This is a genomic window from Pseudomonas sp. GW821-FHT05H12, from assembly GCF_059419385.1.
The window spans coordinates 47,605-70,032 of record NZ_JBWKRS010000023.1 but is presented as its reverse complement, the minus strand read 5'-3'; the positions used below and the strand labels follow the sequence as shown (position 1 = coordinate 70,032).

The window sequence follows — 22,428 nt, the reverse complement described above, 5'->3', positions numbered from 1 at the left end:
TGGGCGCGCACGACCTGCGCGCCCACAGCCCCCAGCCACGTCAGGACGCCAATGCCCAACCCCACTCCACGACGGCGCAATGCCGCCGCCACCCGCGACGCCATCCTGTTATCAGCGCGCAAGGCCTTTGCCCAGTCAGGCTACGACGGTGCCGGCGTGCGTGAAATCGCGGCCGGTGCGGGCGTGACGGCGATGCTGGTCAACCGTTACTTCGGCTCCAAGGAGCAGCTGTTTGCCGAGGTGATCGCCGAGACCATGGCCAGCCCGATCATCCTCACCGAAAACAACCTCAGCGCGCAGAACCTCGGCCGCACGATCGCCACGGCACTGGTCAGCATCACCGAGGCCGGCAGCACACCGCTGGAAGGCTTCCTGATCATGCTGCATTCGGCGTCGAGCAAACGCGCCGCCGTGATCGGTCGCGAACAAGTGGAAAAAGGCCATCAGGCAACCATGGCGGCCGCGCTCAAGGGCGCGCACCACGAAGAGCGTGCGGCATTGGTGATGGCGCTGGTCTCGGGCTTTCAGGTAATGCGCCAGATGCTCGAACTGTCGGCGCTGGCCAAGGCCGACCCGCAGGTGTTGATCGATCTGTTGACGCCGCTGTTCCAGCAACTGGTGGACGGCTGAGCGCGCTTATTTCACAAACAGCTCACGGTCCCGGGCCTTGACGTGGCCGGGGCTGTAATACGCGTCGAACCAGGTCTTTTGCCCTGCGGCGGGCGGCTTGGCCAGGCGCAACGTTTGCAGCGCGCCGGGCTTGCTCGCATTGACCCGGAAGTGGAAGTGATCGAACAGGCGCAGCGCCTCGATCGCATACACCACGGCGATCTTGCGGTCTTCGATGCGGATCAGGTGATCGCCGTTGTTCTTCTCACCGCCGCCCGCCAGGTTGGACGAGCCGGTGTACACCGTGGGGTTGGCTCCATTGAAGTCGGTGACCACAAACTTGTTGTGCACCATGTTCCCCGCATTGCCCGACCATTCAGCCTTGAACGGCGCCGGCACGTTGCTGGCCAGGTAGCCGAACGGCAGCAAGCCCACCGAGCCATCCGGCTTGCGCACCGCCAGCTTGCCGGTGCGCTGGGCCACGCCGTAGGAGAACAACGAGCGCTGCATCAGCGTGTCCAGGGCGTCACGTACCTTGCCGTTGATCAGGCTCAGAAACACGATGGAGTACAACACCGAACTGGTGGCCTGCTCGATGCTGGTGGCGATGGGGTCCAGGGACAGCGCGCTGTCGGCGTGAGGCGCGAAGCACAATGAGACTTTGGAACCCGGCTGATCGCGCACCACCCACCATTGTTGCGAGAGCGGGTGCTTGCGAAAGGTGGTGGGCGCCGACCAATAGGCATCGAACACTTCGGCAAACTTGCCGGCCACCGTGGCGTCGTCAAACAGCAGCACGTTATTGGCCTGGATATACAAGCCGCGCAGGGCGAAATTGGTCGAGCCGCCCAACACCCGGATTGCCTTGCCAGCGCGCCGCACGATCAGCACTTTGTTGTGTTGCTGGCTGGAGAAATGCAGGCGCTGGATCTGCGCCCCCGCCGCCGTCAGGCGTGCAGCGCTGAGGCTTTCGCAACTGTCGTCGGCGCCCTGGTCACCATGGTCGTCGATGATCGCCCGCAGCCGTGGGCCGAGGCCTTCGAGGCGGCGCAGGATGTCGGGTTCCTTGCTCTCGTAGATCAGCGCGTCGAGGGTCAGCTCGGGGTCATTGGCCACTTGATCCAGCACGTTGAGGATCAACTGCCGCGCTTCGAAACCCAGCCAGGCGTAGTTGCGTTCGAAGGGCGCCATGTCCAGGTCCAGGTAGGCGCGGGGCGCTGAGCCTGGGGGCGGCAGGATGCGGGTTTCATTGTTGAAACGATCGCCGTAGGCCTGGGATGAGGCAAAGCCGCGCGTGAAGCCGATGTTCACGAAGTCGCTGATGGTTTGCGCTTCCAGGGACACCTGGTTTTCCAGGCTGACGCCCTTGGACAACGTACCGTCTGCGCCCATGTAGCACGCAGTGACGCGGTAGCGGAACAGACCGGGCAGGATCTCGCTGGGCACGTGGATCCAGCGGAATTTCTGGAACGGCGCCTCGGTGGACGGAAAGCTGCGCGGCTGCTCCGGGGTGGGCGGGTAGTCGAAGTGCAGGCGGTTGTGCAGCACGCCCCAGTGATCGGCGCCGGGGTAGCGCACTTCGATGCTGAACCCGACAAAATCCGGCGTCGCCAGGTCCGGCGCCAAATCGAAAGCCAACAGCGCCGCCCCCTCACCACGGTACAGCTTGAAGGTCAGTCCCTGGAACGTGGTCTTGCTCTCGAAGTCGGCGCTCAAGCGATGTCCTTTGTGCGAAGAGGCGGTGTGTAGAGTCTAGCGCGTGCGCCTGATCAAGCCACTGGGGCCTGAGTGACAATGTCTTCGAGGCCCAGCACGCGACCGTCCTCGGACATCACCTCCACCTTGCGCAATGGCTTGAGTGAACGCGCGTCCAGTACTCGCCGCCCTACCGTCTCCGGCTGGGTGTGGGTTTCGCCCCATTGCGCCAGGGTCACCAGCACCGGCATCAGTGCGCGGCCTTTGTCGGTCAGTTGGTATTCACTGCGTGCGCCCACTTCGCTGGTTTGCAGCAGGCCTTGTTCGACCATGCCCTTGAGGCGCGTGGCGAGGATGTTTTTCGCCACGCCCAGGCGTTTCTGGAAATCACCGAAGCGCGTCACGCCAGCAAACGCATCGCGGATGATCAGCAGCGTCCACCAATCCCCCACCACATCCAATGCGCGGGCGACCGGGCAACCGTCACCTTCCAGGCATTTGCGTTTCATCGTGAGGCCTCCAGGCTGTTAGAAATATTAGGTTGCATTATAGGACCGATGCGCTCAGGATAAAAACAGTTTCATCATTAAACCTAAATCAGCGTACGGAGCTCATCATGGATATTCGTGGAAAAGTGGTATTGGTCACCGGTGCCAATCGCGGCCTGGGCAAAGCGTTTGTGACAGCCTTGCTGCAAGCGGGTGCCGCCAAGGTGTATGCCGGTGCACGGGATGCGGCCAGCGTGAATATTCCCGGCAGCACGCCTGTCGCCCTCGACATCACCGACGAAGCCAGCGTGCAGCGCGCCGCCGAGCAATGCAGCGATGTCAGTGTGCTGATCAACAATGCCGGTGCCCTCAAACGCGGCGCCCTGCTGGATGCCGACAGTGTCAAAAACCTGCAGCATCACTTTGATGTGAACACCCTCGGCACCCTGCGCGTGACTCGTGCCTTTGCGCCGGTCCTGGCCAAACACGGCGGCGGTGCGCTGATCAACATCATCTCGGTATTGAGTTGGCTGAGCAGCCCGGGCGCCGGAGCCTACAGCGCTTCAAAATCCGCCCAATGGGGTCTCACCAACGGCCTGCGTGGTGAATTGCGCGAGCAACAAACCCTGGTGATCGGCGTGCACCCCGCCTACATCGACACCGACATGACCGCCGGCATCGAAGCGCCGAAGAGCACGCCGCAGGAAGTGGTTGCACTGACCCTGCAAGGGCTCAGCGAGGGCCGCGAAGAAGTGGTGATCAGTGACATGGGCCACGCAGTGAAGGCGTCGCTGTCCACCGAACGCCCAATCTACCTCAGCCGCTGATCAGCGAAAAATGCGCGCCCACCCCGGCGCGCACGCCCTCACCCACTGCCAAGGCCACAGAGCCTCCGGCGAGCGCCACATCGCCACAGGCAAACACGCCGTCCACCGAGGTCTGGCGTGTTTCGTTGGTGAACAGATACGGGCCCGTGGGGCCATCAACCAACTCGCACCCCAATTGCTCCGCCAGCGGACTGATGCGGGTACGCGACATCGTAAAAATGCCATCGAGCTTGAACACCCGCCCATCGACCAGTTCCAGATCAGCACGCTCGCCGCTGATGCGTTTTACCCCCGCACTTTCCACGCTGACGCCACGCCGGGCCAATTGCGCCTGCTGCTCGGCATCCGGCGTGAACACGCCGTTGGTGAACAAGGTGGTGCTGCCCCAATCCGGCAACATCAACGCGTGGTGCATCGCCAGGGGTGAAGTGGCCAAGACGCCGATTTGGCCCTGGTCCAGCTCATAACCGTGACAGTACGGGCAATGAAACACTCGCGTGCCCCAGCGTTCCTGCAAGCCTTCGATCGACGGCAAGTCATCGACCACACCGCTGGCCAGGATCAGGCGCTTGGCGCTGAACGTGCCGTTGCATTGAGTACGCAGGCTGAAACCCTCAGGCTGACGCAGCGCTTCAAGCGCCGTGTCCTGTACCCAGGTTACCGTCGGGTATTCCATCAATTGGCTGCGCCCTTCGGCCGCGATGACCGCAGGTGGCTGGCCATCCTGGCCCAGAAAACCGTGGGAGGTGGCCGCAAACCGGTTGCGCCGAAGCCCGGCATCAATCACCAACACCTGGCGTCGCGCCCGTGCCAGTTGCAACCCTGCGGACAAGCCGGCATAGCTGCCGCCTACGATAATGACGTCGAACATCATGGCTGTGCTCTCGCTGTGCATGCGCCCTGGTTGTCCGGGCACTTTCACGACACACCATAAGTTACGTAAAAATACGCCGTCAAGAGTCTCGCAACTTTTTAGGTTACGAACGATACTTTGCGTCGAATCGACCTGAGGTTTTTTGATGAGAAACGACACCCGGCTGTCCCGCATGCTCCACGTGCTGATCCACATGGGCCGCCACGAAGAGCGCGCTACGTCGGACACCATTGCACAAATGCTGGGCACCAACCCGGTGGTGGTGCGGCGCACGCTGGGGTTGCTCAAGGAAAAAGGCTATGTGCGCTCGGAAAAAGGCCACCAGGGCGGCTGGACCCTGGGCAAACCCTTGAGTGAAATCACCCTGCTGGACATCCACAACGCGCTGGGCACGCCGTCGATCTTTGCCATCGGCCTGTCCACTGACCACCCGCAATGTCTGGTGGAGCAAGCGGTGAACGCGGCACTGACGGACGCGTTCGAACAGGCCCAGGCCTTGCTGCTCAAGCGCCTGGGCGATGTCACCCTGGCGCAGTTGGCCGAAGATTTTGACGAGCGCTACCGCGTGGCCATGCTGCCCTAGCGCTGCGAAGGGATGCGGATATCGCCGTCACGGCATTGGCTTTTCACGCTACGCGGGCAGCCGGCGAAGGCCAGGTCTTTGGTCAGGCACACACGCACTTCCGACAGCACCTTGCCTTTGCAGATCACTGCCAGCCCACGGTTGCCCATGCGCGGGTTGCTTTGCCGAAACAACGCTTCGATCTCGCTGGCCTGCAATGAAGGCGGCGTGTTGAACGGCTGCAGCTGCTGCGGAATGACAACCGCGCCCAGCGCTGCATCGGTTTTTTCCAGGTACGCCAGCGGCTCCAGTCCGCTGCAGGTGCCATGCTTGGCCCATTCGTGCCTGAGCAGCGAACGGGTCGGGAACAGCGTTGCACCCTTGTCGATCTCTTCGCGGTTCAATTGCGATTGCGGCGCACACGAAGCCGGCCACCCTCCCCGTGCGTATTGCGGCCACAAGCCGTGCAACACAAAACCGTAGCCTTTGCCGGAACACTGTTCATTGTCCGGGTGCGTCAGGCAAAACGTCGGCGACCATGACAACGACAACACATAAAAATCAAACGCCCCAGGCGTCCCCTGCTCCCGTGGCGCTGCCATCACACTCGTGGCAATCGCCAGCCACATCAACATCCAGTACTTCATCGGTCTATTCCTTGAGAAAGTCATTCACCCTTCCACCCTAGCCCGACTATTCGGGTTGATGGGGGTTACGGAGTAGCACCCGGTCCAGAATCTTGTCGGTTTTCAACGCTTCGATCGCCAGCGACGGGTGTTCGGCCTCGCCACGAATGTGCGCATTCATACCCAGCACGTGATGCCATTGGATATGCGTGTGGCACGGCACCTCCAGCACTTCGTTGGACTCGCCCTCAAGCCGCAACGGCTGGTCGTCGAACACCGAAAACTGAATGCGCCCGCGGCTGCCGATCAGCTCCACGAGGTCTTCGCGCCGGTCCGCCACAAAGTTCCAGCAGCCCATGCCGAGTGCGCCGCTGGCAAAGCGCCAACTGGCGGTGACGGCGTCCTCGGCGGCATAGCGGCCCTCCTGGCGCGACGTAAAACCGGACACTTCGACGATATCCCCGGCCAGGTACTGGAACAGGTCAAAGCCATGGCTGGCGAGGTCGGCAAAGTATCCGCCACCGGCGATGGCCGGGTCGGTGCGCCAGTTGGCGGCGTTGGCATCCTCGACGGCAGCGGGCTTGCACAGCGTCCAGGTGACGTGGCGCAACTCACCGATGCGCCCGTCACGCAGCCAGTCGCGCACGTGCTGGAAGCGTGGCAGCGAGCGGCGGTAATACGACACAAACAGATGCAGCCCGGCCTTCTCGAAGGTGCGCTGCATCAGCGCGCTCTGCTCGGCATTCAACGACATGGGCTTTTCGACACAGCAATGCTTGCCGGCTGCCGCCACCATCAGGGCGTATTCAAGGTGGCTGTCAGGCGGCGTGGCGATGTACACCGCGTCCACTTCGGGGTCATCGATCAAGGCCTGAGCGTCGGTGTAGAAGCGCGCAATGCCATGGCGCATCGCATAATCGCGCACGGCCTCTTCGCGGCGCCCCATCACGGCCACCAGCGCGGAACCTGGCGCTTTGTAGAAAGCCGGCCCGCTCTTCAATTCAGTGACACTGCCACAGCCGATCATGCCCCAACGTACGGTGTTCATCCGTTGTCCTCGTGCGAATTCATCAGTCGGGCAGTATCCACAACCCCGAGGCTCTATGCCACACCATCAAATGCTTCCTACGTCGCCTGTAACTCAGCGCTCTGCCCGCTGGCCAGCAACCCCCGCTTCACACTGCCATTTGCTAACTGCCGTTCGACAAAGGATTTGACGAACGCGGCAGCGGCTGCATGCGCCACCGGTACGGCCATGGCCTGGCGGATGGTCATGAAGTCATCGTCCACCAGACGCCCTGGTTCACCCACGCGAGTTTGCAGAAAATCCCGCACCCCCGCCGCAGCGTCCAGGCCCTGTTCGACAAACCAGTCCACAGCCGCTGCCGAAGTGGGCGCGCGCACCAGTTGCGCATGCTGCAGCGTGCGGCTCAGGTACAGGTCATAGGCCGCGCCCTGCCCCACGGCGATGCGTCGGCCCGGGGCATCCAGTTGTGCAACCTGCGTAAAGGCTGAATCAGCCGGCACCAGGTAGGTGCCCTTGATCGCCACGTAAGGCGCACTGAAGGCGATTTCCCGCTCACGTACCGGCTCAATGGCCAGGAAGGCCACGCGCCACACGTCCTGCGCCAGCGCGGCAAATACCTTGCCCGCCGCCTCGAACTCAATCAACGCCAGGTCGACACCCAGCGTGTCGGCCAACGCCCTGGCCAGCGCCACCGAAACCCCTTGGGGCTCGCCGTTGGCGCCGCGTTGTGCCAGCACCGGGTTGCCAAAATTGATCGCGGCGCGCAGCACGCCCTCAGGGGCCAGTTGTTGCATGACACAGGGATCAACCATCGAGTGCTCCTTTTCGGGTCCGTTGCACGGTCTTGCGAATCACAAACGGCAACACGCCGCCGTGCTCAAGGTACCCAAGCTCCTGCAACGAGTCGAGCCGCAAGGCCAATGCACAGCGGGACACACTGCCGTCGGCGCGATCAATCAGCAGGGTGATCGGGTTCTCGCCCACCTGGAGGGTCTCCAGCCCGAGGAACGTCAACCGCTCACTGCCGTCGAGCTGCAAGTCCTGCACCGAAGCGCCCTCGGTAAACACCAGCGGCAACACGCCCATGCCAATCAGGTTGCTGCGATGAATACGCTCGATGCTGCGGGCCACCACGGCCTTGATCCCCAGCAAGCTCAATACCTTGGCCGCCCAATCGCGGCTGGAACCGGCGCCGTAGTTGATCCCGGCAAACAACACCGTCGGCGTGCCCGCGTAGCTGTGCGCTGCCAGGTACAACGGCAAGTATTCACTGTGATCGGCATTCCAGGCCCACACGCCCTGGCGCGGTGCTTGGGTGCGGTCCAGCAGGTTGTTCAGGCCCGGGTTGGTGAAGGCGCCGCGCACCATCACTTCGTGGTTGCTGCGCCGGGTCGAATACTGGTTGAAGTCCGCCTCGGCCTCGCCACGCTCGCGCAACCAGGCACCGGCCAGGCTGTGGGCCGGGATGGTGCCGGCCGGCGAGATATGGTCGGTGGTCACGTTATCGCCAAGCACCACCAGCGCCCGCGCATTGCTCAGCGCCAGGCGGTTGACCGGTCGGGGTTGCACACCCGCCAGGTACTGCGGGCGGCGCAGGTAGGTGGAATCGGGGTTCCAGGCAAATTGCACGCTGCCATCGGCCTCCAGCGCCTGCCAATGGTGGGTGCCGCGCCAGAGCAGGTCCTGGCGCTGCTGGAACACCTGCGGGCGCACTACCCGCGTCACCAGCGCAGCCACGTCGGCATCGCTGGGCATCAGGTCGTGCAGGTACACCGGCAGGCCCCGGGCATCCAGCGCCAATGGCTGGGAGGACAGGTCGATGTCGATGCTGCCCGCAATTGCATACGCCACGCACAGTGCCGGCGAGGCCAGGTAACCGGCGGGCACCCGGGGGTTGACCCGGCCTTCGAAATTGCGATTGCCCGACAGCACCACCACGCCCTTGAGCCCCTGCCCGGCAAACGCCTCGACATGCGCCTCCAGGCTGCCGGAGTTGCCGATGCAGGTCATGCAGCCAAACCCCGCCAGGTCAAACCCCAGGGCGGAGAAGTCCTCCAGCAACCCGGCCTCGTCGAGGTAGTCCGCCACCACCTGCGACCCCGGCGACAGCGATGTCTTGACCCATGGCCTGCGCCCCACGCCACGCTCACGGGCGTTGCGCGCCAACAGCCCGGCCTGGATCATCTGCGCCGGGTTGGCGGTGTTGGTGCAACTGGTAATAGCCGACATCACCACCGCGCCATGGGTCAGCGGCGCCTCAAACGACGGCTCGAAAAACTGCTGCCCTGGCTCGCCCTGCACATGCCGGTGGAAGGACGCGCCGGCGTCCGCCAGTGACTGGCGTTGATGCGGTTGATGAGGCCCGGCGACGCTGGGCTCGACCTGCGCCAGGTCCAGTTCGATCAACTCATCGAACTGCGGCTCGGGTTCACCCGCCTGTCGCCACAGGGATTGCGCCGCCATATAGGCCGAGACCTTGGCCAGCAGCGGCGCCGGTCGGGCGCTCAATTCCAGGTAGGCCAGCGTCTCGTCATCGAACGGGAAAAACACCACGGTAGCGCCATACTCCGGCGCCATGTTCGCCACCGTACCGCGCGCCGCCCACGTCAGGTTCGACAGGCCCGGCCCGCTGAACTCGACAAACTTGCCCACCATGCTGCGTTGGCGCAGCAGTTCGGTGACAGTCAGTGCCAGGTCGGTGGCGGTCACACCGGGGCGCAGGGCATTGCTGACGCGAATCCCCACCACCTGGGGAAACGGGATCGGCACCGGCTCACCGAGCATGGCCGCCTGCCCTTCCAGGCCCCCCACGCCCCAGCCCAGCACGCCGATGGCGTTGATCATCGGCGTATGGCTGTCGGTGGCGACCATGCAGTCGGGGTGCAGCAGCACACCACCGTCGGCGGCTGGGCTTTCCCACACCACCTGGGCGATGGACTCCATGTTCATCTGGTGGATGATCCCGGTGCCCGGCGGGATCACCTTGAAGTTGTCCAGGCTGGCCTGGGCCCACTTGATAAACCGGTAGCGCTCGCTGTTGCGGCGAAAGTCGATGTCCAGGTTGGCGTGCACCGCACCGGCTTCGGCGTAGTGCTCGACGATCACCGAATGGTCGATGGTCAGCACCGCCGGAATCGCCGGGTTCACTGCCCTGGGGTCGCCGCCCAGTTCCGCCACCACGTCGCGCATCCCGGCAAAATCCGCCAGAGCCGGCAGACACGTGGTGTCATGGAACATCAGGCGATTGGGCTGGAACGGCACCTCGCAGTCCGGTCCCACCCCCGTCGCCCGCGCCAGCACCTGCGGCAGGGATGCTGGCGCACACCGGGCGATGTTCTCCAGCAAGATGCGCAGGGAGTACGGCAGCCGGTGCAACTGCGCCGGGGTCAACAGTTGATGCAGGTCGATGTAGGCGTAGCGCTGCTGGCCGACGGTCAGGTGGTTGAGAAAGTCGCTCATAGCGCTGCAAACACCCGCTCGATACGGGCCAGGCCCCAGTCCAGTTCCTCACGGGTAATGGACAGAGGCGGCGCAATACGCAGCACGTTTTCGTGGGTTTCCTTGGTCAGCAGGCCTTCGGCGAGCAACGCTTCGCAGATTGGCCGCGCATCGCGGTCCAGCTCCACGCCCACCCACAAACCGCGCCCGCGAATCTCGCGGATCGACGGGGCGTTCATCGCCTTCAGGCGCTCCACCAGGTACTGGCCCAGCGTCGCGCTGTTATCGATCAAACCTTCCTCTTCCAGCACGCTCAAGGCTTCCAGGCCAACGGCGGCGGCCAGCGGGTTGCCGCCAAACGTGGAACCGTGGCTGCCGGCATTGAACAGGTCCATCACCGAATGGTCCGCCACAAACGCCGACACCGGCATGATCCCGCCGCCCAGGGCCTTGCCCAGGATCAGCGCATCCGGGCGAATACCCTCGTGCTGGAAGGCAAACCACTTGCCGGTACGGCCCAGGCCCGACTGGATTTCATCAAGGATCAGCAAGGTGTTGGTCTCGTCGCACAACTGTCGCAGCGCACGCAGGAAGCCGGCGGGTGGCACCCGGATGCCGGCCTCGCCCTGGATCGGCTCGATCAGCACTGCGCAGGTGTCGGCAGTGATCGCTTGGCGAAAGCTCTCGATATCGCCAAAGCGCGCTTCGGTGAAGCCATTGCAGAACGGGCCGAAATCGGCCTTGTAATCCGGCTCGGAAGAGAAGCCGACAATCGTGGACGTGCGGCCATGGAAGTTGTTGTCGGCCACCACGATTTTGGCCTGGTTTGCGGCAATGCCCTTGACCCGGTAGCCCCAGCGGCGCGCGGCCTTGATTGCGGTTTCCACCGCTTCGGCGCCGCTGTTCATCGGCAGCACCGAATCAAACCCGGTAATGCGGCACAGGGCCTGGAGGAAGTTGCCCAGCGGCTCACTGTAGAACGCCCGGGACACCACGCTGATCTTGTCGATCTGCGCCACCGCGGCGGCGCGGATACGCGGGTGCACATGGCCGTGGCTGACAGCCGAATAGGCCGACATCATGTCCAGGTAGCGCTTGCCGTCATCGCCAATGGCCCACACGCCCTCGCCCTTGACGATGACCACCGGCAGTGGCGAATAGTTATGGGCGCAGAAACGGTTTTCGAGAGTGATTGCCGGGTTGGAGTGCATGGGGGGTGTCCTGCCAGAAGAAGGTTTATCAAACAATGAAGATCAACTGTGGGAGCTGGCTTGCCTGCGATAGCGGTACATCAGACAGACCGCTATCGCAGGCAAGCCAGCTCCCACAGTGAATTGCATTTCATGGCCGCAAGGTCACGCGCTGAGCAGCTTGCCGCTGCGAATCGGCGTGGCGCCGGAGACCCGGCCCAGCGGGTCTCCCGGTTTCACGAAGCGCACATCACGGCGCATGTACAGCACACCGGTGGTCTGGCTGTTGACCGTCACGGTCTTGCCGCTGTGGGGGTCGACGATGTCGAACAACGCCTGCCCCGCCTCGATGCGGCTGCCGACCGCGGCGCGGTGTACCAGCACGCCCGCGCTCGGCGCGTAGAACTGCTCGCTGCCCGCCAGTGGCGTGGCCGGGTTGCGCAGGGCCGGCAAGGGGCGCGGCGTGCCTTCGATGGCGCCGAGGTGGGTCAGGTAATCAATAATGGCGGCGGCGTCATGCTCCGCCAGCTCATAGGACACATCGCGCTGCCCGCGATGCTCCACCGTCACCGCAATGCTGCTGTCGGGGATCGGGAAACGCTCGCCCAGTTGTTCGCGCAGGTTCACCCACAACAGGTACAACGCTTCATCGAAGGAATTGGCCTGGGAGTCGGTGGCCAGCAACGTAGCTTCGGCGCCGATGTAACGGGCCAGGGGTTCGATGGTCGGCCACACCGACTCACCGGTGTAGAGGTGCATCGCCGCTTCGCGGGAGCAATGCAGGTCCAGCACGATGTCGGCGTCATGGGCCAGCAGCATCAGCGTCTGTTGCAGCGACTGGTATTCGTCCACCGGTTGAGCGGCGCGCAGGCATTCGCCCCAGGCGCTGCGGATCAGCTCGCGGTTGGCGTGGATATCCTGGCCCAACTGGTGTTCGACCTTGCCGACAATCGCCTGGTACGGCACCGGGAAACCCCGGTTGTAATTACGCCCGCTGCCCAGTTCGAAACGCCCGCTCGGGGCGCCCATGATGTACTGGCCCAGGCCCGCCGGGTTGGCCACTGCCACCAGCACAACGTGCGCATTCAAGCGCCCGGCACTTTCCAGCGCCACCAGGTGCCGACGCAACTGCGCGGCCACCAGCATCGCCGGGGTTTCATCGGCATGCAGCGCGGCCTGAATATAGATTTTTCGACCTGCACCCGCCGCGCCGTAATGCTCACTTTCCACGTACCTGTGGGTGCCCGGTGTCGCTTGCAGCAAAGGGTGTTGATTAAGTTTCATAAACCGGAAATCTCGATATTCGAGTGATGGACGCTGAAGAAATATTAACGAGCCGGTGTGATCACCTGTAAGGGCGGCCCGGGCTATCTTGATCTGCAAATCCGATCAGTGTGGGAGCTGGCTTGCCTGCGATAACGGTACGCCAGGCAACATTACTGTTGGCCGTGATGCCGCCATCGCGGGCAAGCCCGCTCCCACAGGGGTCAACTACCAGAGCGCCAGGGTGTAGCCCAGCAGCACGCGGTTCTCGTTGACGTCGTTGTAGAAATTGCCCTTGGCCAGGGCGTTGCGCCAGCGCATCGACACGCCTTTGAATGGACCGTTCTGCACCACGTAGCTGATGTCCAGGTCACGTTCCCATTCACGGCCTTCGCCGTTGAAACCGACCACCTCGGCCGAATCACCCTTGGCGTATTTGATGCCCATCACCAGGCCTGGCAGGCCCAGGTCGGCAAAGTTGTAGTCGTAGCGCGCGTGCCAGGCCTGTTCCTTGGTCTGGGTGAAGTTGGTGAACTGGTATTCGGTAAACAGGTACGTGATCGAGCCGTCCAGGTAGGTAAACGGCGTGGTGCCGTACTGGCGCTGGAAACCGCCGCCGATGCTGTGGCCGCCGTACTGGTAGGTCAGGCGCGTACTCAGTGCGCGGTTGTCGACATTACCCGCCAGGCCCGCGCCGTCCTTGTCCGCCTTGAAGTAGCGCACGTCGGTTTTCAGGGTGCCGGGGCCCAGGCCGAAGTTGTTTTTGAAGCCGCCGTATTGCTGGTGGTAGATGCTGTCCAGCGCCGCATAGTGGTAGCTGAGCAAGGTGTTGGGGGTCAGCGAATAATCACCCCCGGCGAAGCGGAACTGATCGCTCAGGGCCGTGCTTTTGTAGACTTTGCTGACAGTGGTCAGCTTCATGTCTTCGTAGTTGGTGGAGTCGCGGTCCTTGGCCTGGTCCAGCTGGCCAAGGCTGAGCTTGAGGTTGCTGATGTCATTGGACACCAGTTGGGTGCCGCTGAACGACTGCGGGAACAACCGGCTGGTGTTGGGTTGCAGGGTCGGAAGGTCCGGCACCAGGTAGCCCACACGCAGCTCGCTCTTGGCGAAGCGCGCCTTGGCGGTTACGCCCAGCTTGGAATAGCTGTCGGAAGCGCGCTTGTCGCTGTCACGCTGCAACAGGCCGGTGCCGGACAGCCCCGGGCTGGAGTCGAGCTTCAGGCCCAGCATGCCGATTGCATCCAGGCCGAAACCCACGGTGCCGTCGGTAAACCCGGACTTGATGCCGAGCAGAAAGCCTTGGGCCCACTCCGCACGCATCGACTGGGAAGCGGCTTCCCGGTAGTCACGGTTGAAGTAATAGTTCTTCAATTCCAGCGTACCGCTGCTGTCCTTGACGAAGTCCGCATGGGCGGCGAACGGGATCATCCCGCTGCTCACGACGCCTACACCGGTGATGAATTGAGTCAGGGATTTTTTCATTTTTTTAGCTCCTGGCAGTGGGGGGTTGGGGGTGTTTTTATTGTTCTTCAGGCATGGCTTCGCCGTTCGCGCAAATCGCTGATTTGCGCGGCGGGTGAAGTCAGTCCTGGGTTACAGCGCTAGCGGTACGGGGCCCTGGCGGATGCGGTAGCCACCGTTTTCAAGCTTCTCCAAGGGGCTGGCGGCGGCCAGTAACTTGCGGGTGTACGGGTGTTGCGGCCGGTCGAAGATCTCGTCGCGCGCGCCCATTTCCACCACCCTGCCCTCGCTCATCACCGCCACCCGGTGCGCGATGCGCTCCACCGCCGCCAGGTCGTGGGAAATAAACAGGCAGGCAAAGCCATACTGGGCCTGCAAACGCTCGAACAGCTCGAGAATCTGCTTCTGGATGGTCATGTCCAGCGCCGAGATCGGCTCATCGGCAATCACCAGTCGCGGGTGACGCACCAGGGCGCGCCCAATGGCAACACGCTGGCGCTGGCCACCGGAAAGCTGGTGCGGGAAGCGGTCGACAAACTGCTCGGCCAGGCCGATGTCCAGCAGCGTCTTCGTCACCCGCTCGCGCTTCTGCTCGGCGCTCATGCCGGGCACATGGCGCAAGGGTTCGGCGAGGATGTCGCCGATCTTCATGCGCGGGTCGAGGGACGAGTACGGGTCCTGGAAAATCATCTGGCATTGCAGGCGATGTTCGCGGTTGCCGGACTTCAGAATGTCCACGCCCTCGAACTCGATGGCGCCGGCACAGGCTTTGTTCAGGCCGACAATCGCACGGCCGAGGGTGGTCTTGCCCGAACCGCTGCCGCCCACCAGCGCCAGGGTTTCCCCCGGTGCAATGGTCAGGTTGGCCGAGTGCACCACCCGCTTGAACGCGGTGCGCCCCCAAAGGCTGCGCGGGCCGGGATGCTCGATGCACACGTCCTTGACCGTCAGCAACGGGCCGTCAGCCTGCGGCAAGTCTGCCAGCACCCCGCGACGCGGCAAGGCCTCCAGCAGTTGCCGGGTGTAGTCGGCCTTGGGCGCCAGCAGGATCTGTTCGATGGTGCCCTGCTCCACCGCACGGCCTTCGCGCATCACCACCACCTTATGGGCGTAGCGCGCCACCAGCGACAGGTCATGGCTGATGAACAGGATCGCCGTGCCCTGCTCGCGGGTCAGGTCGAGCATCAGCTTCAACACGTCCAGCTGCGCCAGACAATCCAGGGCGGTGGTGGGCTCGTCTGCGATCAGCAGCGCCGGGCGCAGCAGCATCACCGAAGCGAGCATGATGCGTTGGCGCATGCCGCCGGAGAACTCATGGGGGAATGCGGCCAGGCAACGCTCGGCATCCTTGATGCCAATGTGGCCGAGCATCTCCAGGCTGCGTTCGCGGATCTGCGCCTCGGTCAGCTTGGTGTGCAGGCGCAGCCCCTCAGCCATTTGTTCGCCGATGCTCATGGACGGGTTGAGCGACACCATCGGTTCCTGGAACACCATGCCGATCTTCGCCCCGCGCAGCTCGCGCAGTTGCTCGGGCTTGAGGCTGTTGAGGTCATGGCCCTGGAACCGCACCTGCCCCCCACAATGTTCCAGCGGTGGCGGCAGCAGGCCGATGGCGGCACGGGCGGCCATGGTCTTGCCGCTGCCAGACTCACCCACCAACGCGACGATCTCGCCGGGGGCGATGGTGAAGCTCAAGTCATTGACCGCCAGCGGGCCGTGGGCGCCGACGCGGATTTTCAGGTGATCGACTGCCAAAAGTACGTCAGGCATGCTCATTTACTCATCCGTGGATCAAGGCGGTCACGCAAGGCATCGCCACACAGGTTGAACGCCAGCAACGCCATCGCGATGCAGACACCGGGAAACAGCCCCAGCCAACTGGCCGTGGCGATGTACGGCCGGCTGGCCGCGAGCATGTTGCCCCAAGTGGCTGCCGGTGGCGGCACGCCGAGGCCGAGGAAACTCAAGGCACTTTCGGCGAGGATCGCCCAGCCAAACATGCTGGTGGCCAGCACACACACCGGGGCCACGCAGTTCGGCGCGATGTGGCGCAGCATGGTGTACAGCTCGGAGTTGCCGATCACCCGGGAGGCCTCGACGAACTCTTTCTCACGCAGCGACAGCACGGTGCCGCGCACCACCCGCACCACCGACGGCGTGTAGGCCAGGCTCAGGGCAAACACGATGCCGTACAGACTCGGGCCGATGATCGCCATCAGGCCCAGGGCCAACAGGATCCCCGGGAACGCCAGCAGTGCGTCGTTGATCATCATCAGGCCACGGTCGACCCAGCCGCGCAGGAAGCCGGCCAGCAAACCGAGGAACGTCCCGGCGATAATCGCCATGCTCACGGTCAACACACTGACCCACAGGCTGGTGTGCGCGCCGATCATCAACCGGCTCAATACATCGCGGCCGTATTCATCGGTACCCAGCCAGTGCGCGGCGGTAGGCGCCTGCAACCGCGCCAGCAGGTTCAGCGCCAGCGGGTCATGGGGCGTCCACACCAGGCCGAGCGCGGCCATGATCAACAGCAAGCCCAACAGGAACGCACCGATCAGTGCATTCAACGGCGGCACGCGCCAGGCCCTGGGGGCACGCACCGGTGCCGGCAACAGCACCTCGGGTGCAACAGGAAGCGGCTTATTCATAACTTAACCCTGGGGTCGAAGAGCGGGTACAGCAGGTCCACCAACAGGTTGACCAGCACATAAACAAAGGTCACCAGCAACAGGCAGCCTTGCAGCACCGGGTAGTCCCGGGCGTAGATGGCGTCGACCATCAGGCGGCCGATGCCTGGCAGCGTGAACACGGTTTCCAGCACCGCGATACCGCTGAGCAGGTTGCCCAGGATCAGGCCGATCAGGGTCAGCGTCGGTGCAAACGAGTTGCGCAGCGCATGGCGCCACAACACCGCACGCTCCGACAGGCCCTTGGCGCGGGCATGGGTGATGTATTCCAGGCGCAGCACTTCAATCGCACTGGCCCGGGCCATGCGGGTAATCGCGCCCAGCTCCACCAGCGTCAGGGTGACAATTGGCAGCACGATAAAACTAAAGGCTTGCCACGGCGCCTGGCCGAACGAGACGTACCCCACCACCGGCAACCAGCCCAGCTTGATGCCGAACGCATAAAGCAACAGCAGGCCCAACCAGAAGCTGGGAATCGACAGCAACAGGGTGGCCGTCGAGACCACGCCAAAGTCCAGCGCGCTGTCCTGTTTCCAGGCGGCGAGCAAGCCCGCCGGCACGGCAATCAGCGCGGCCAGCAACACCGAGACCAACACGATCCCGGCGCTCACCTGGAAACGGTCAAGAATCAGCGGCAGCACCGCTTCGTTGGTGGTGATCGAATGCCCCAGGTCGCCGCTGAGCACTGCCTTGAACCAGATCAGAAACTGCATCGGCAACGGCTGGTCCAGGCCCAGGGACGCACGCGCCACCTCCAGGCTGTGGGCGTCGGCCATGTCGCCGAGCATCAGCAACGCCGGGTCACCTGGCACCAGGCGGATGATCGCGAAGACCATCAACGAGATCAGCAGCAAGGTCGGAATCGACATGGCCAGGCGTTGAGAGATAAAACGAAACATCCTTAATTGCTCCCGGAGGCAGGGACGCTGACGGTCCACAGGCGCGGCTTGGACACCGGCCAGGTGCGCAAGCCCTTGACGTAGTCACGACTGGCGGCAATCGCGTTGCCGTTGTACATCGGGATCATCGGCACGTCCTTGATCATCTGCTGGTGCAGTTGGTCGAACAACGCCTGGCGCTTGCTGATGTCGCCTTCGCGCTGGGCTTCACGCAGCCAGTGACGGGCGTCGGGGTTGTCCCAGACCTTGCGCGCTTCCTTGTCCTTGTCGCCGGTCATCGAGTCGAAACTCAGGGCCGGGTCGAGGCGCTCGGAATACGGGAAGGCCATCATCTGGTAGTTGCCGCTCTGGTAGCGCTCCAACTGAGTGCCCCACTCCAGGGTTTCCAGCTCCAGGTTGATGCCGCTGGCCTTGGCCATGGCTTGCACGAACACGCCCATGTCGAAGATCGCGGCGTAGCGTTTGTTGACAATCAGCTTGATCGGCTCGCCCTTGTAGCCGGCTTCACGCAGCAGTTGCGCAGTCTTGGCCGGGTCGAACGCAAAGCCCTGGTCCTCGACGGCGGTGTGGTAATGGCTGCCGCTGGCGACCATCGAGTTGTTGGCCTTGGAACGCCCGCCGGTGAGGGCTTCGACGATTTGCGCCGAGTCCAGCGCATGGGCGATGGCCTGGCGCAGGCGCACATCTTTAAGCAGCGGGTCGCGGGTCTGGAACAGCAAGGCGTTGACCGACATGGTACCGCTGGAGGTCACCCGCACATTGGGGTTGGCCGCCAGTTCGGTGGCGTCCAGCGGGGTGACGTCGATCAGCAGGTCAACGTTCTTCGACAGCAGCGCCGCCTTGGCCGCCGCCGGGTCCGGGATCACCAGCAGGCGCACGCGGTCGAGGGTGGTGCTCTTGTTGCCGGTGTAGCCGTCGGGGGCTTTTTCATCGCGGGCGCTGTAGTCGGTGCTACGCAGCAGTTCGACATATTGACCGGGCTTCCAGTCGCCCAAGCGGAACGGGCCGGTGCCGATCGGGGCTTTCCAGCTGCCGTCGGCCGCCACGGAGTCCGGGTGCAGGATGCCACTGCCGCCACACTCAGGCAGCGCGGTGCTGGTGAGGAACAGGCCGTTGGGCTTGTCGAGGGTGAACACCACTGTCAGCGGGTCCGGGGCGCTCATGTCGACGATCTTTGCGCCGCCATGCCCATCGAATTCAGGCGCACAGCGCCATTGGGTCTTGGGGTCGAGGAAGCGCTTCCAGGTCCACAGCACCTCGGCGGAGGTCAGCGGCTTGCCATTCTGGAACTTTACCCCGTCGCGCAGGTGGAAGGTGTAGCGCAGGCCGTCGTCGGACACCTGCACGTCCTTCGCCAGCAGCGGGCCAACGGTGGCGTCTTCGCGGAAGGCCACCAGCCCTTCGGTGATGTGCATGATCACCGCATCGGAGTTGGTGTCGCGGTTCACACCCGGGTCGGTGCTGCGGATGTCAGCGTTGAGCGCCACCTTCAACACACTTTCAGCATGGGCAGTGCCCACCAGTGCCGCAGACAAGGCGCCTGCCAGGATAAAAGTCTTGTTCATGGATAACTGCACCTTAAAGATTCCTTACGCATGGGGTTCGGACGCTGGCAGGACCCAATAAGAGGCACGGCCGAACTCCTGGATAATTGTTGTTGTTTTGGTCGCCTTCACGGTTGGCGAATGTTCCTGGACCGATCTTATTCTTCGTGCGGCAAGCTTGAGAAGAACGCTCCAAGTGATCAGGCTCGGCTTTTCCGATCACCTGCCGAGCCGCACGTGACCTGCCTGCAGCCTACCGAAAAATCAGGGGTTGGAGCCGTTTGCATGCGTTCAAAAATAATGAACCTGATCGGCCAAACCGATCTGTGCGCACCTATAGTCATCAGATAAGCTGGCGGGCATTCAATGGTTTAAATGCTGAAACCTGAGGCAGTCCTTCATGACTCTCACCCATCTTCGTGCGTTCTGTGCCGTGGTTGAAAAAGGCAGTTTCCGCTCTGCCGCACGCCAGCTGGATGTGGCCCAAAGCACCCTGACCCAATCGATCCAGACCCTGGAAAAGGAACTGGGCGTGGTGCTGCTGCAACGCTCCAACCAAGGCATCAACCTGACCCCGGCTGGCGAAGTGTTCCTGGTGCGTGCCCGCTCCATCACCCTGGACTGCGAACGCGCCCTGCTCGACCTGCAACCCTGGAAAGGCGAGCCTGAAGGCCATATCGACCTGGGTGTCACCTCTGAGCCCCTGGCCGAGTTGCTGGTGCCGGTGCTGAGCAACTTCACCCAGCGCTTCCCGCGTATCCAGGTGCACGTGGCCAGCGGCACCACCAAGGGCCTGGTAGAAAAGGTCCGCGACGGCCGGCTGGATTTCGTGTTGTGCCCGCTGGCGCCGAATGTCACCGACATCGACCTGTCCATCGACCGCCTCTACCCGTCGAGCGCTGGCATCATTGCGCGCAAGGGCCACCCACTGGCTCAGGCCAGGTCGGTGCGGGAACTGGTCGACTGCCAATGGATCAGCGTGCGCTCCACCGGCGTCATCGGCGGCGCGGAAAACCGCCTGGTGGAGCTGTTCCGCACCCAGGGCCTGGCACCGCCGAAAATCGCTATCACCACCGACTCCCTGCTGGAAACCCTGCACATCGTCTCCGAAACCGACTACCTCACCATCGAGCCGCGCATGCTGCCGGGGATGAAACTGTTTTCCAGCGCCTTGACCCCCATCGCCATCGAAGAGCCGCTGGCGTCGCGCGATGTGTGCCTGATCAGTCGCCGCTCCTCGCCCCTCACCGGGGTCAGCCAGGAGCTCACCAGCATGCTGATTTCCTATTCCCGGCTGGTGCACCGCAACCGTTGACCCACCCTACCCACGAGCCCCTACATGCCCCCGATTTCCTATGATGGTTTGCCCCGCGCCAGCGCCAGCAGCGTGGGCGTGGACCCCGACCGCCTGATCGCCTTTCTTGACGAGGTCAAGGCCGCCGGCCTCGATCTGCACGGCTTCATGCTGCATCGCCATGGCCACGTCGTCGCTGAAGGCTGGACCTGGCCGGTCGACCCCAATGAGCCTCGCGTGCTGCACTCCATGGCCAAGAGCTTCACGGGCTGCGCCATCGGCCTGGCGATCGATGAGGGTTTGCTCAGGCTCGATGACCGGCTGGTGACCTTCTTCCCCGACGACGTACCGGCCGACGCCGACCCGCGCCTGGCCGATATGACCGTCGAACACCTGCTGACCATGCGCACCGGCCATGCCAGCAACACCTCCGGCTCCGTGTGGCGCGGCATCGACACCAGCTGGATCGCCGAATTTTTCAAGATTCCCCTGGCCTATGCGCCCGGCACCGAATACGTCTACACCAGCGCCGCCAGCTACATGCTCTCGGCGCTGATCAACCGCGTCACCGGGCAAACCCTGCACGCCTACCTCAAGCCGCGCCTGCTCGAGCCGCTGGCCATTCACAACGAAACCTGGGACATCGGCCCCGACGGCGTGAACCCAGGCGGCAATGGCCTTACTGCGCCGGTGTCGGCGGCGCTCAAGCTGGCGGTACTGCACGGGCAGAATGGCGTATGGGAAGGCCGACAAATCCTGCCGGCAGCCTGGGTCGAAGCCGCCACCCGGCCCCAGGGCGGGTCGGACAGCCGCTACGGCTACCACTGGATGATGAAACCGGGCGGCGCCTTCAGCGCACTGGGTGTGTTTGTGCAGATGGCGGCGGTGTACCGCGAACATGGCGCGACGCTGGTTGTGGTCGGTGGCATGAAGAACTCGGCCGAGATCATTCCGTTTATCGAGCGGTATTTTCCGGCGGCGTTTGGCGGCGGTGGGACGCGCGAGGCGGATGCGCGACTGGAGGCGCGGTTGGCGAGCATGGCTGAGCGGCCGTTATTGGTTTCAGCCTGCTCGGCACCCGCAGACTCGACGCGCGTGTTTGCGATGGCCGAGAACGGGTTGGGCGTGAAGCAGTTGTCGTTCGACTTCCGGGCGGGTGTGCTGACGTTCGAATTGACCGACAACCAAGCGACTCACCGCCTGAGCGTGGGCATCGACGACTGGCTGCCAGGCAACACCAGCATGCCCGGCCGCGCCTTGCACCATGGCTATGAATTCCACAATGCGCAGATCGTCGCCGGCGCTCGCTGGCTGGATGCCCAGACCCTGGAAATGACCTGGATCTACCCGCAGACGGCGTTCAGGGACCGGGTGGTGTGCGTGTTTGAAGGTGCTGGCCTGAGCTTCGCCCGCACTGTGAACGTGAACAGCGCGGGACGGGAGCAGGAAGTGTTGGTGGGTCGGGCAGTGGACTGTGTGAGGCCACGTTGAAGGTAGGTAGACCGAGGTGATGCCATCGCAGGCAAGCCAGCTCCCACATTTTGAGCTGTGCCCGGTCGAGAAATTGGGTACACAGCTAACCCTCTGTGGGAGCGGCGGTGCGACGATTCGACTTGCTCGCGAAGGTGGTGTGTCAGTCGACTCAGATGCCAGCTGGCCCTCCGCTTTCGCAGGCAAGCCAGCTCCCACATTTTGAGCTGTGTCCGGTCGAGGAATTGGGTACACAGCTAACCCTCTGTGGGAGCGGCGGTGCGACGATTCGACTTGCCCGCGAAGGCGGTGTGTCAGTCGATTCAAATGCCAGCTGGCCCTCCGCTTTCGCAGGCAAGCCAGCTCCCACATTTTGAGCTGTGTCCGGTCGAGAAATTGGGTACACAGCTAACCCTCTGTGGGAGCGGCGGTGCGACGATTCGACTTGCCCGCGAAGGCGGTGTGTCAGTC

At 63.5% G+C, this 22,428-nt stretch carries 19 protein-coding genes; 5 read left to right on the top strand and 14 right to left on the bottom strand.

Annotation, left to right across the window (positions count from 1 at the left end; genetic code table 11):
- The first annotated feature begins 51 nt into the window (after window positions 1-51).
- Complete coding sequence (locus AC07SU_RS19940; RefSeq protein ID WP_494998000.1) at window positions 52-630, top strand: TetR/AcrR family transcriptional regulator; 579 nt, start codon at window positions 52-54, stop codon at window positions 628-630.
- Between the two features lie 6 nt (window positions 631-636).
- Here the strand turns inward: AC07SU_RS19940 and AC07SU_RS19935 are convergent, their stop codons facing one another.
- Both AC07SU_RS19935 and AC07SU_RS19930 read right to left on the bottom strand, forming a co-directional pair.
- Complete coding sequence (locus AC07SU_RS19935; RefSeq protein WP_494997999.1) at window positions 637-2,325, bottom strand: phospholipase D-like domain-containing protein; 1,689 nt, start codon at window positions 2,323-2,325, stop codon at window positions 637-639.
- A gap of 53 nt (window positions 2,326-2,378) precedes the next feature.
- Window positions 2,379-2,813 (bottom strand): winged helix-turn-helix transcriptional regulator, encoded by a 435-nt coding sequence (locus tag AC07SU_RS19930; RefSeq protein WP_494997998.1) that lies wholly within the window; start codon window positions 2,811-2,813, stop codon window positions 2,379-2,381.
- Window positions 2,814-2,920: 107 nt separating this feature from the next.
- On the opposite strand from AC07SU_RS19930, the gene AC07SU_RS19925 reads away from it, so the two are divergent.
- A complete protein-coding gene (locus AC07SU_RS19925; protein ID WP_494997997.1) occupies window positions 2,921-3,619 on the top strand; it encodes an SDR family oxidoreductase in 699 nt (232 codons plus the stop codon).
- Here the strand turns inward: AC07SU_RS19925 and AC07SU_RS19920 are convergent.
- Window positions 3,609-4,493, bottom strand: coding sequence for an NAD(P)/FAD-dependent oxidoreductase (locus AC07SU_RS19920; RefSeq protein WP_494997996.1), 885 nt, complete (start codon window positions 4,491-4,493; stop codon window positions 3,609-3,611). The genes AC07SU_RS19925 and AC07SU_RS19920 overlap by 11 nt on opposite strands.
- A gap of 145 nt (window positions 4,494-4,638) precedes the next feature.
- Here AC07SU_RS19920 and AC07SU_RS19915 point away from each other — a divergent pair, with 145 nt between their 5' ends.
- Window positions 4,639-5,076 (top strand): Rrf2 family transcriptional regulator, encoded by a 438-nt coding sequence (locus tag AC07SU_RS19915; RefSeq protein ID WP_176997820.1) that lies wholly within the window; start codon window positions 4,639-4,641, stop codon window positions 5,074-5,076.
- On the opposite strand, the gene AC07SU_RS19910 is transcribed toward AC07SU_RS19915, so the two are convergent.
- The 11 genes from AC07SU_RS19910 to AC07SU_RS19860 form a co-directional block, all read right to left on the bottom strand.
- The gene (locus AC07SU_RS19910; RefSeq protein WP_176997821.1) at window positions 5,073-5,702 is read right to left on the bottom strand and encodes a ribonuclease T2 family protein; all 630 of its coding nucleotides are present in this window, start codon (window positions 5,700-5,702) and stop codon (window positions 5,073-5,075) included. The two genes, AC07SU_RS19915 and AC07SU_RS19910, sit on opposite strands and share 4 nt — an antisense overlap.
- Before the next feature lie 46 nt (window positions 5,703-5,748).
- A complete protein-coding gene (locus AC07SU_RS19905; RefSeq protein ID WP_494997995.1) occupies window positions 5,749-6,729 on the bottom strand; it encodes a Gfo/Idh/MocA family protein in 981 nt (326 codons plus the stop codon).
- 77 nt (window positions 6,730-6,806) lie between these two features.
- A complete protein-coding gene (locus tag AC07SU_RS19900) occupies window positions 6,807-7,520 on the bottom strand; it encodes a transporter substrate-binding domain-containing protein (RefSeq protein ID WP_494997994.1) in 714 nt (237 codons plus the stop codon).
- Window positions 7,513-10,167 carry an aconitate hydratase AcnA gene (acnA, locus tag AC07SU_RS19895; protein WP_494997993.1) on the bottom strand — a complete coding sequence of 885 codons (2,655 nt, stop codon included), beginning with the start codon at window positions 10,165-10,167 and terminating at the stop codon, window positions 7,513-7,515. The genes AC07SU_RS19900 and acnA overlap by 8 nt, the downstream gene beginning before the upstream one ends.
- Window positions 10,164-11,357, bottom strand: coding sequence for an ornithine--oxo-acid transaminase (gene rocD / locus AC07SU_RS19890; protein ID WP_494997992.1), 1,194 nt, complete (start codon window positions 11,355-11,357; stop codon window positions 10,164-10,166). The genes acnA and rocD overlap by 4 nt, the downstream gene beginning before the upstream one ends.
- A 144-nt stretch (window positions 11,358-11,501) precedes the next feature.
- Window positions 11,502-12,620, bottom strand: coding sequence for a succinylglutamate desuccinylase/aspartoacylase family protein (locus AC07SU_RS19885; protein ID WP_494997991.1), 1,119 nt, complete (start codon window positions 12,618-12,620; stop codon window positions 11,502-11,504).
- A 207-nt stretch (window positions 12,621-12,827) separates the two neighbouring features.
- The gene (locus AC07SU_RS19880; protein ID WP_494997990.1) at window positions 12,828-14,081 is read right to left on the bottom strand and encodes an OprD family porin; all 1,254 of its coding nucleotides are present in this window, start codon (window positions 14,079-14,081) and stop codon (window positions 12,828-12,830) included.
- Between the two features lie 111 nt (window positions 14,082-14,192).
- The gene (locus AC07SU_RS19875; protein ID WP_494997989.1) at window positions 14,193-15,836 is read right to left on the bottom strand and encodes an ABC transporter ATP-binding protein; all 1,644 of its coding nucleotides are present in this window, start codon (window positions 15,834-15,836) and stop codon (window positions 14,193-14,195) included.
- Window positions 15,833-16,711, bottom strand: coding sequence for an ABC transporter permease (locus AC07SU_RS19870; protein ID WP_178923743.1), 879 nt, complete (start codon window positions 16,709-16,711; stop codon window positions 15,833-15,835). Before AC07SU_RS19870 ends, AC07SU_RS19875 begins: the two co-directional genes overlap by 4 nt.
- Complete coding sequence (locus AC07SU_RS19865) at window positions 16,708-17,649, bottom strand: ABC transporter permease (protein WP_494997988.1); 942 nt, start codon at window positions 17,647-17,649, stop codon at window positions 16,708-16,710. Before AC07SU_RS19865 ends, AC07SU_RS19870 begins: the two co-directional genes overlap by 4 nt.
- Before the next feature lie 2 nt (window positions 17,650-17,651).
- On the bottom strand, window positions 17,652-19,214 hold the full coding sequence (locus AC07SU_RS19860) for an ABC transporter substrate-binding protein (RefSeq protein WP_494997987.1): 1,563 nt from the start codon (window positions 19,212-19,214) through the stop codon (window positions 17,652-17,654).
- A 379-nt stretch (window positions 19,215-19,593) separates the two neighbouring features.
- On the opposite strand from AC07SU_RS19860, the gene AC07SU_RS19855 reads away from it, so the two are divergent.
- A complete protein-coding gene (locus AC07SU_RS19855; RefSeq protein WP_494997986.1) occupies window positions 19,594-20,508 on the top strand; it encodes a LysR substrate-binding domain-containing protein in 915 nt (304 codons plus the stop codon).
- 24 nt (window positions 20,509-20,532) lie between these two features.
- Complete coding sequence (locus AC07SU_RS19850; RefSeq protein WP_494997985.1) at window positions 20,533-21,978, top strand: serine hydrolase domain-containing protein; 1,446 nt, start codon at window positions 20,533-20,535, stop codon at window positions 21,976-21,978.
- Window positions 21,979-22,428 lie beyond the last annotated feature (450 nt).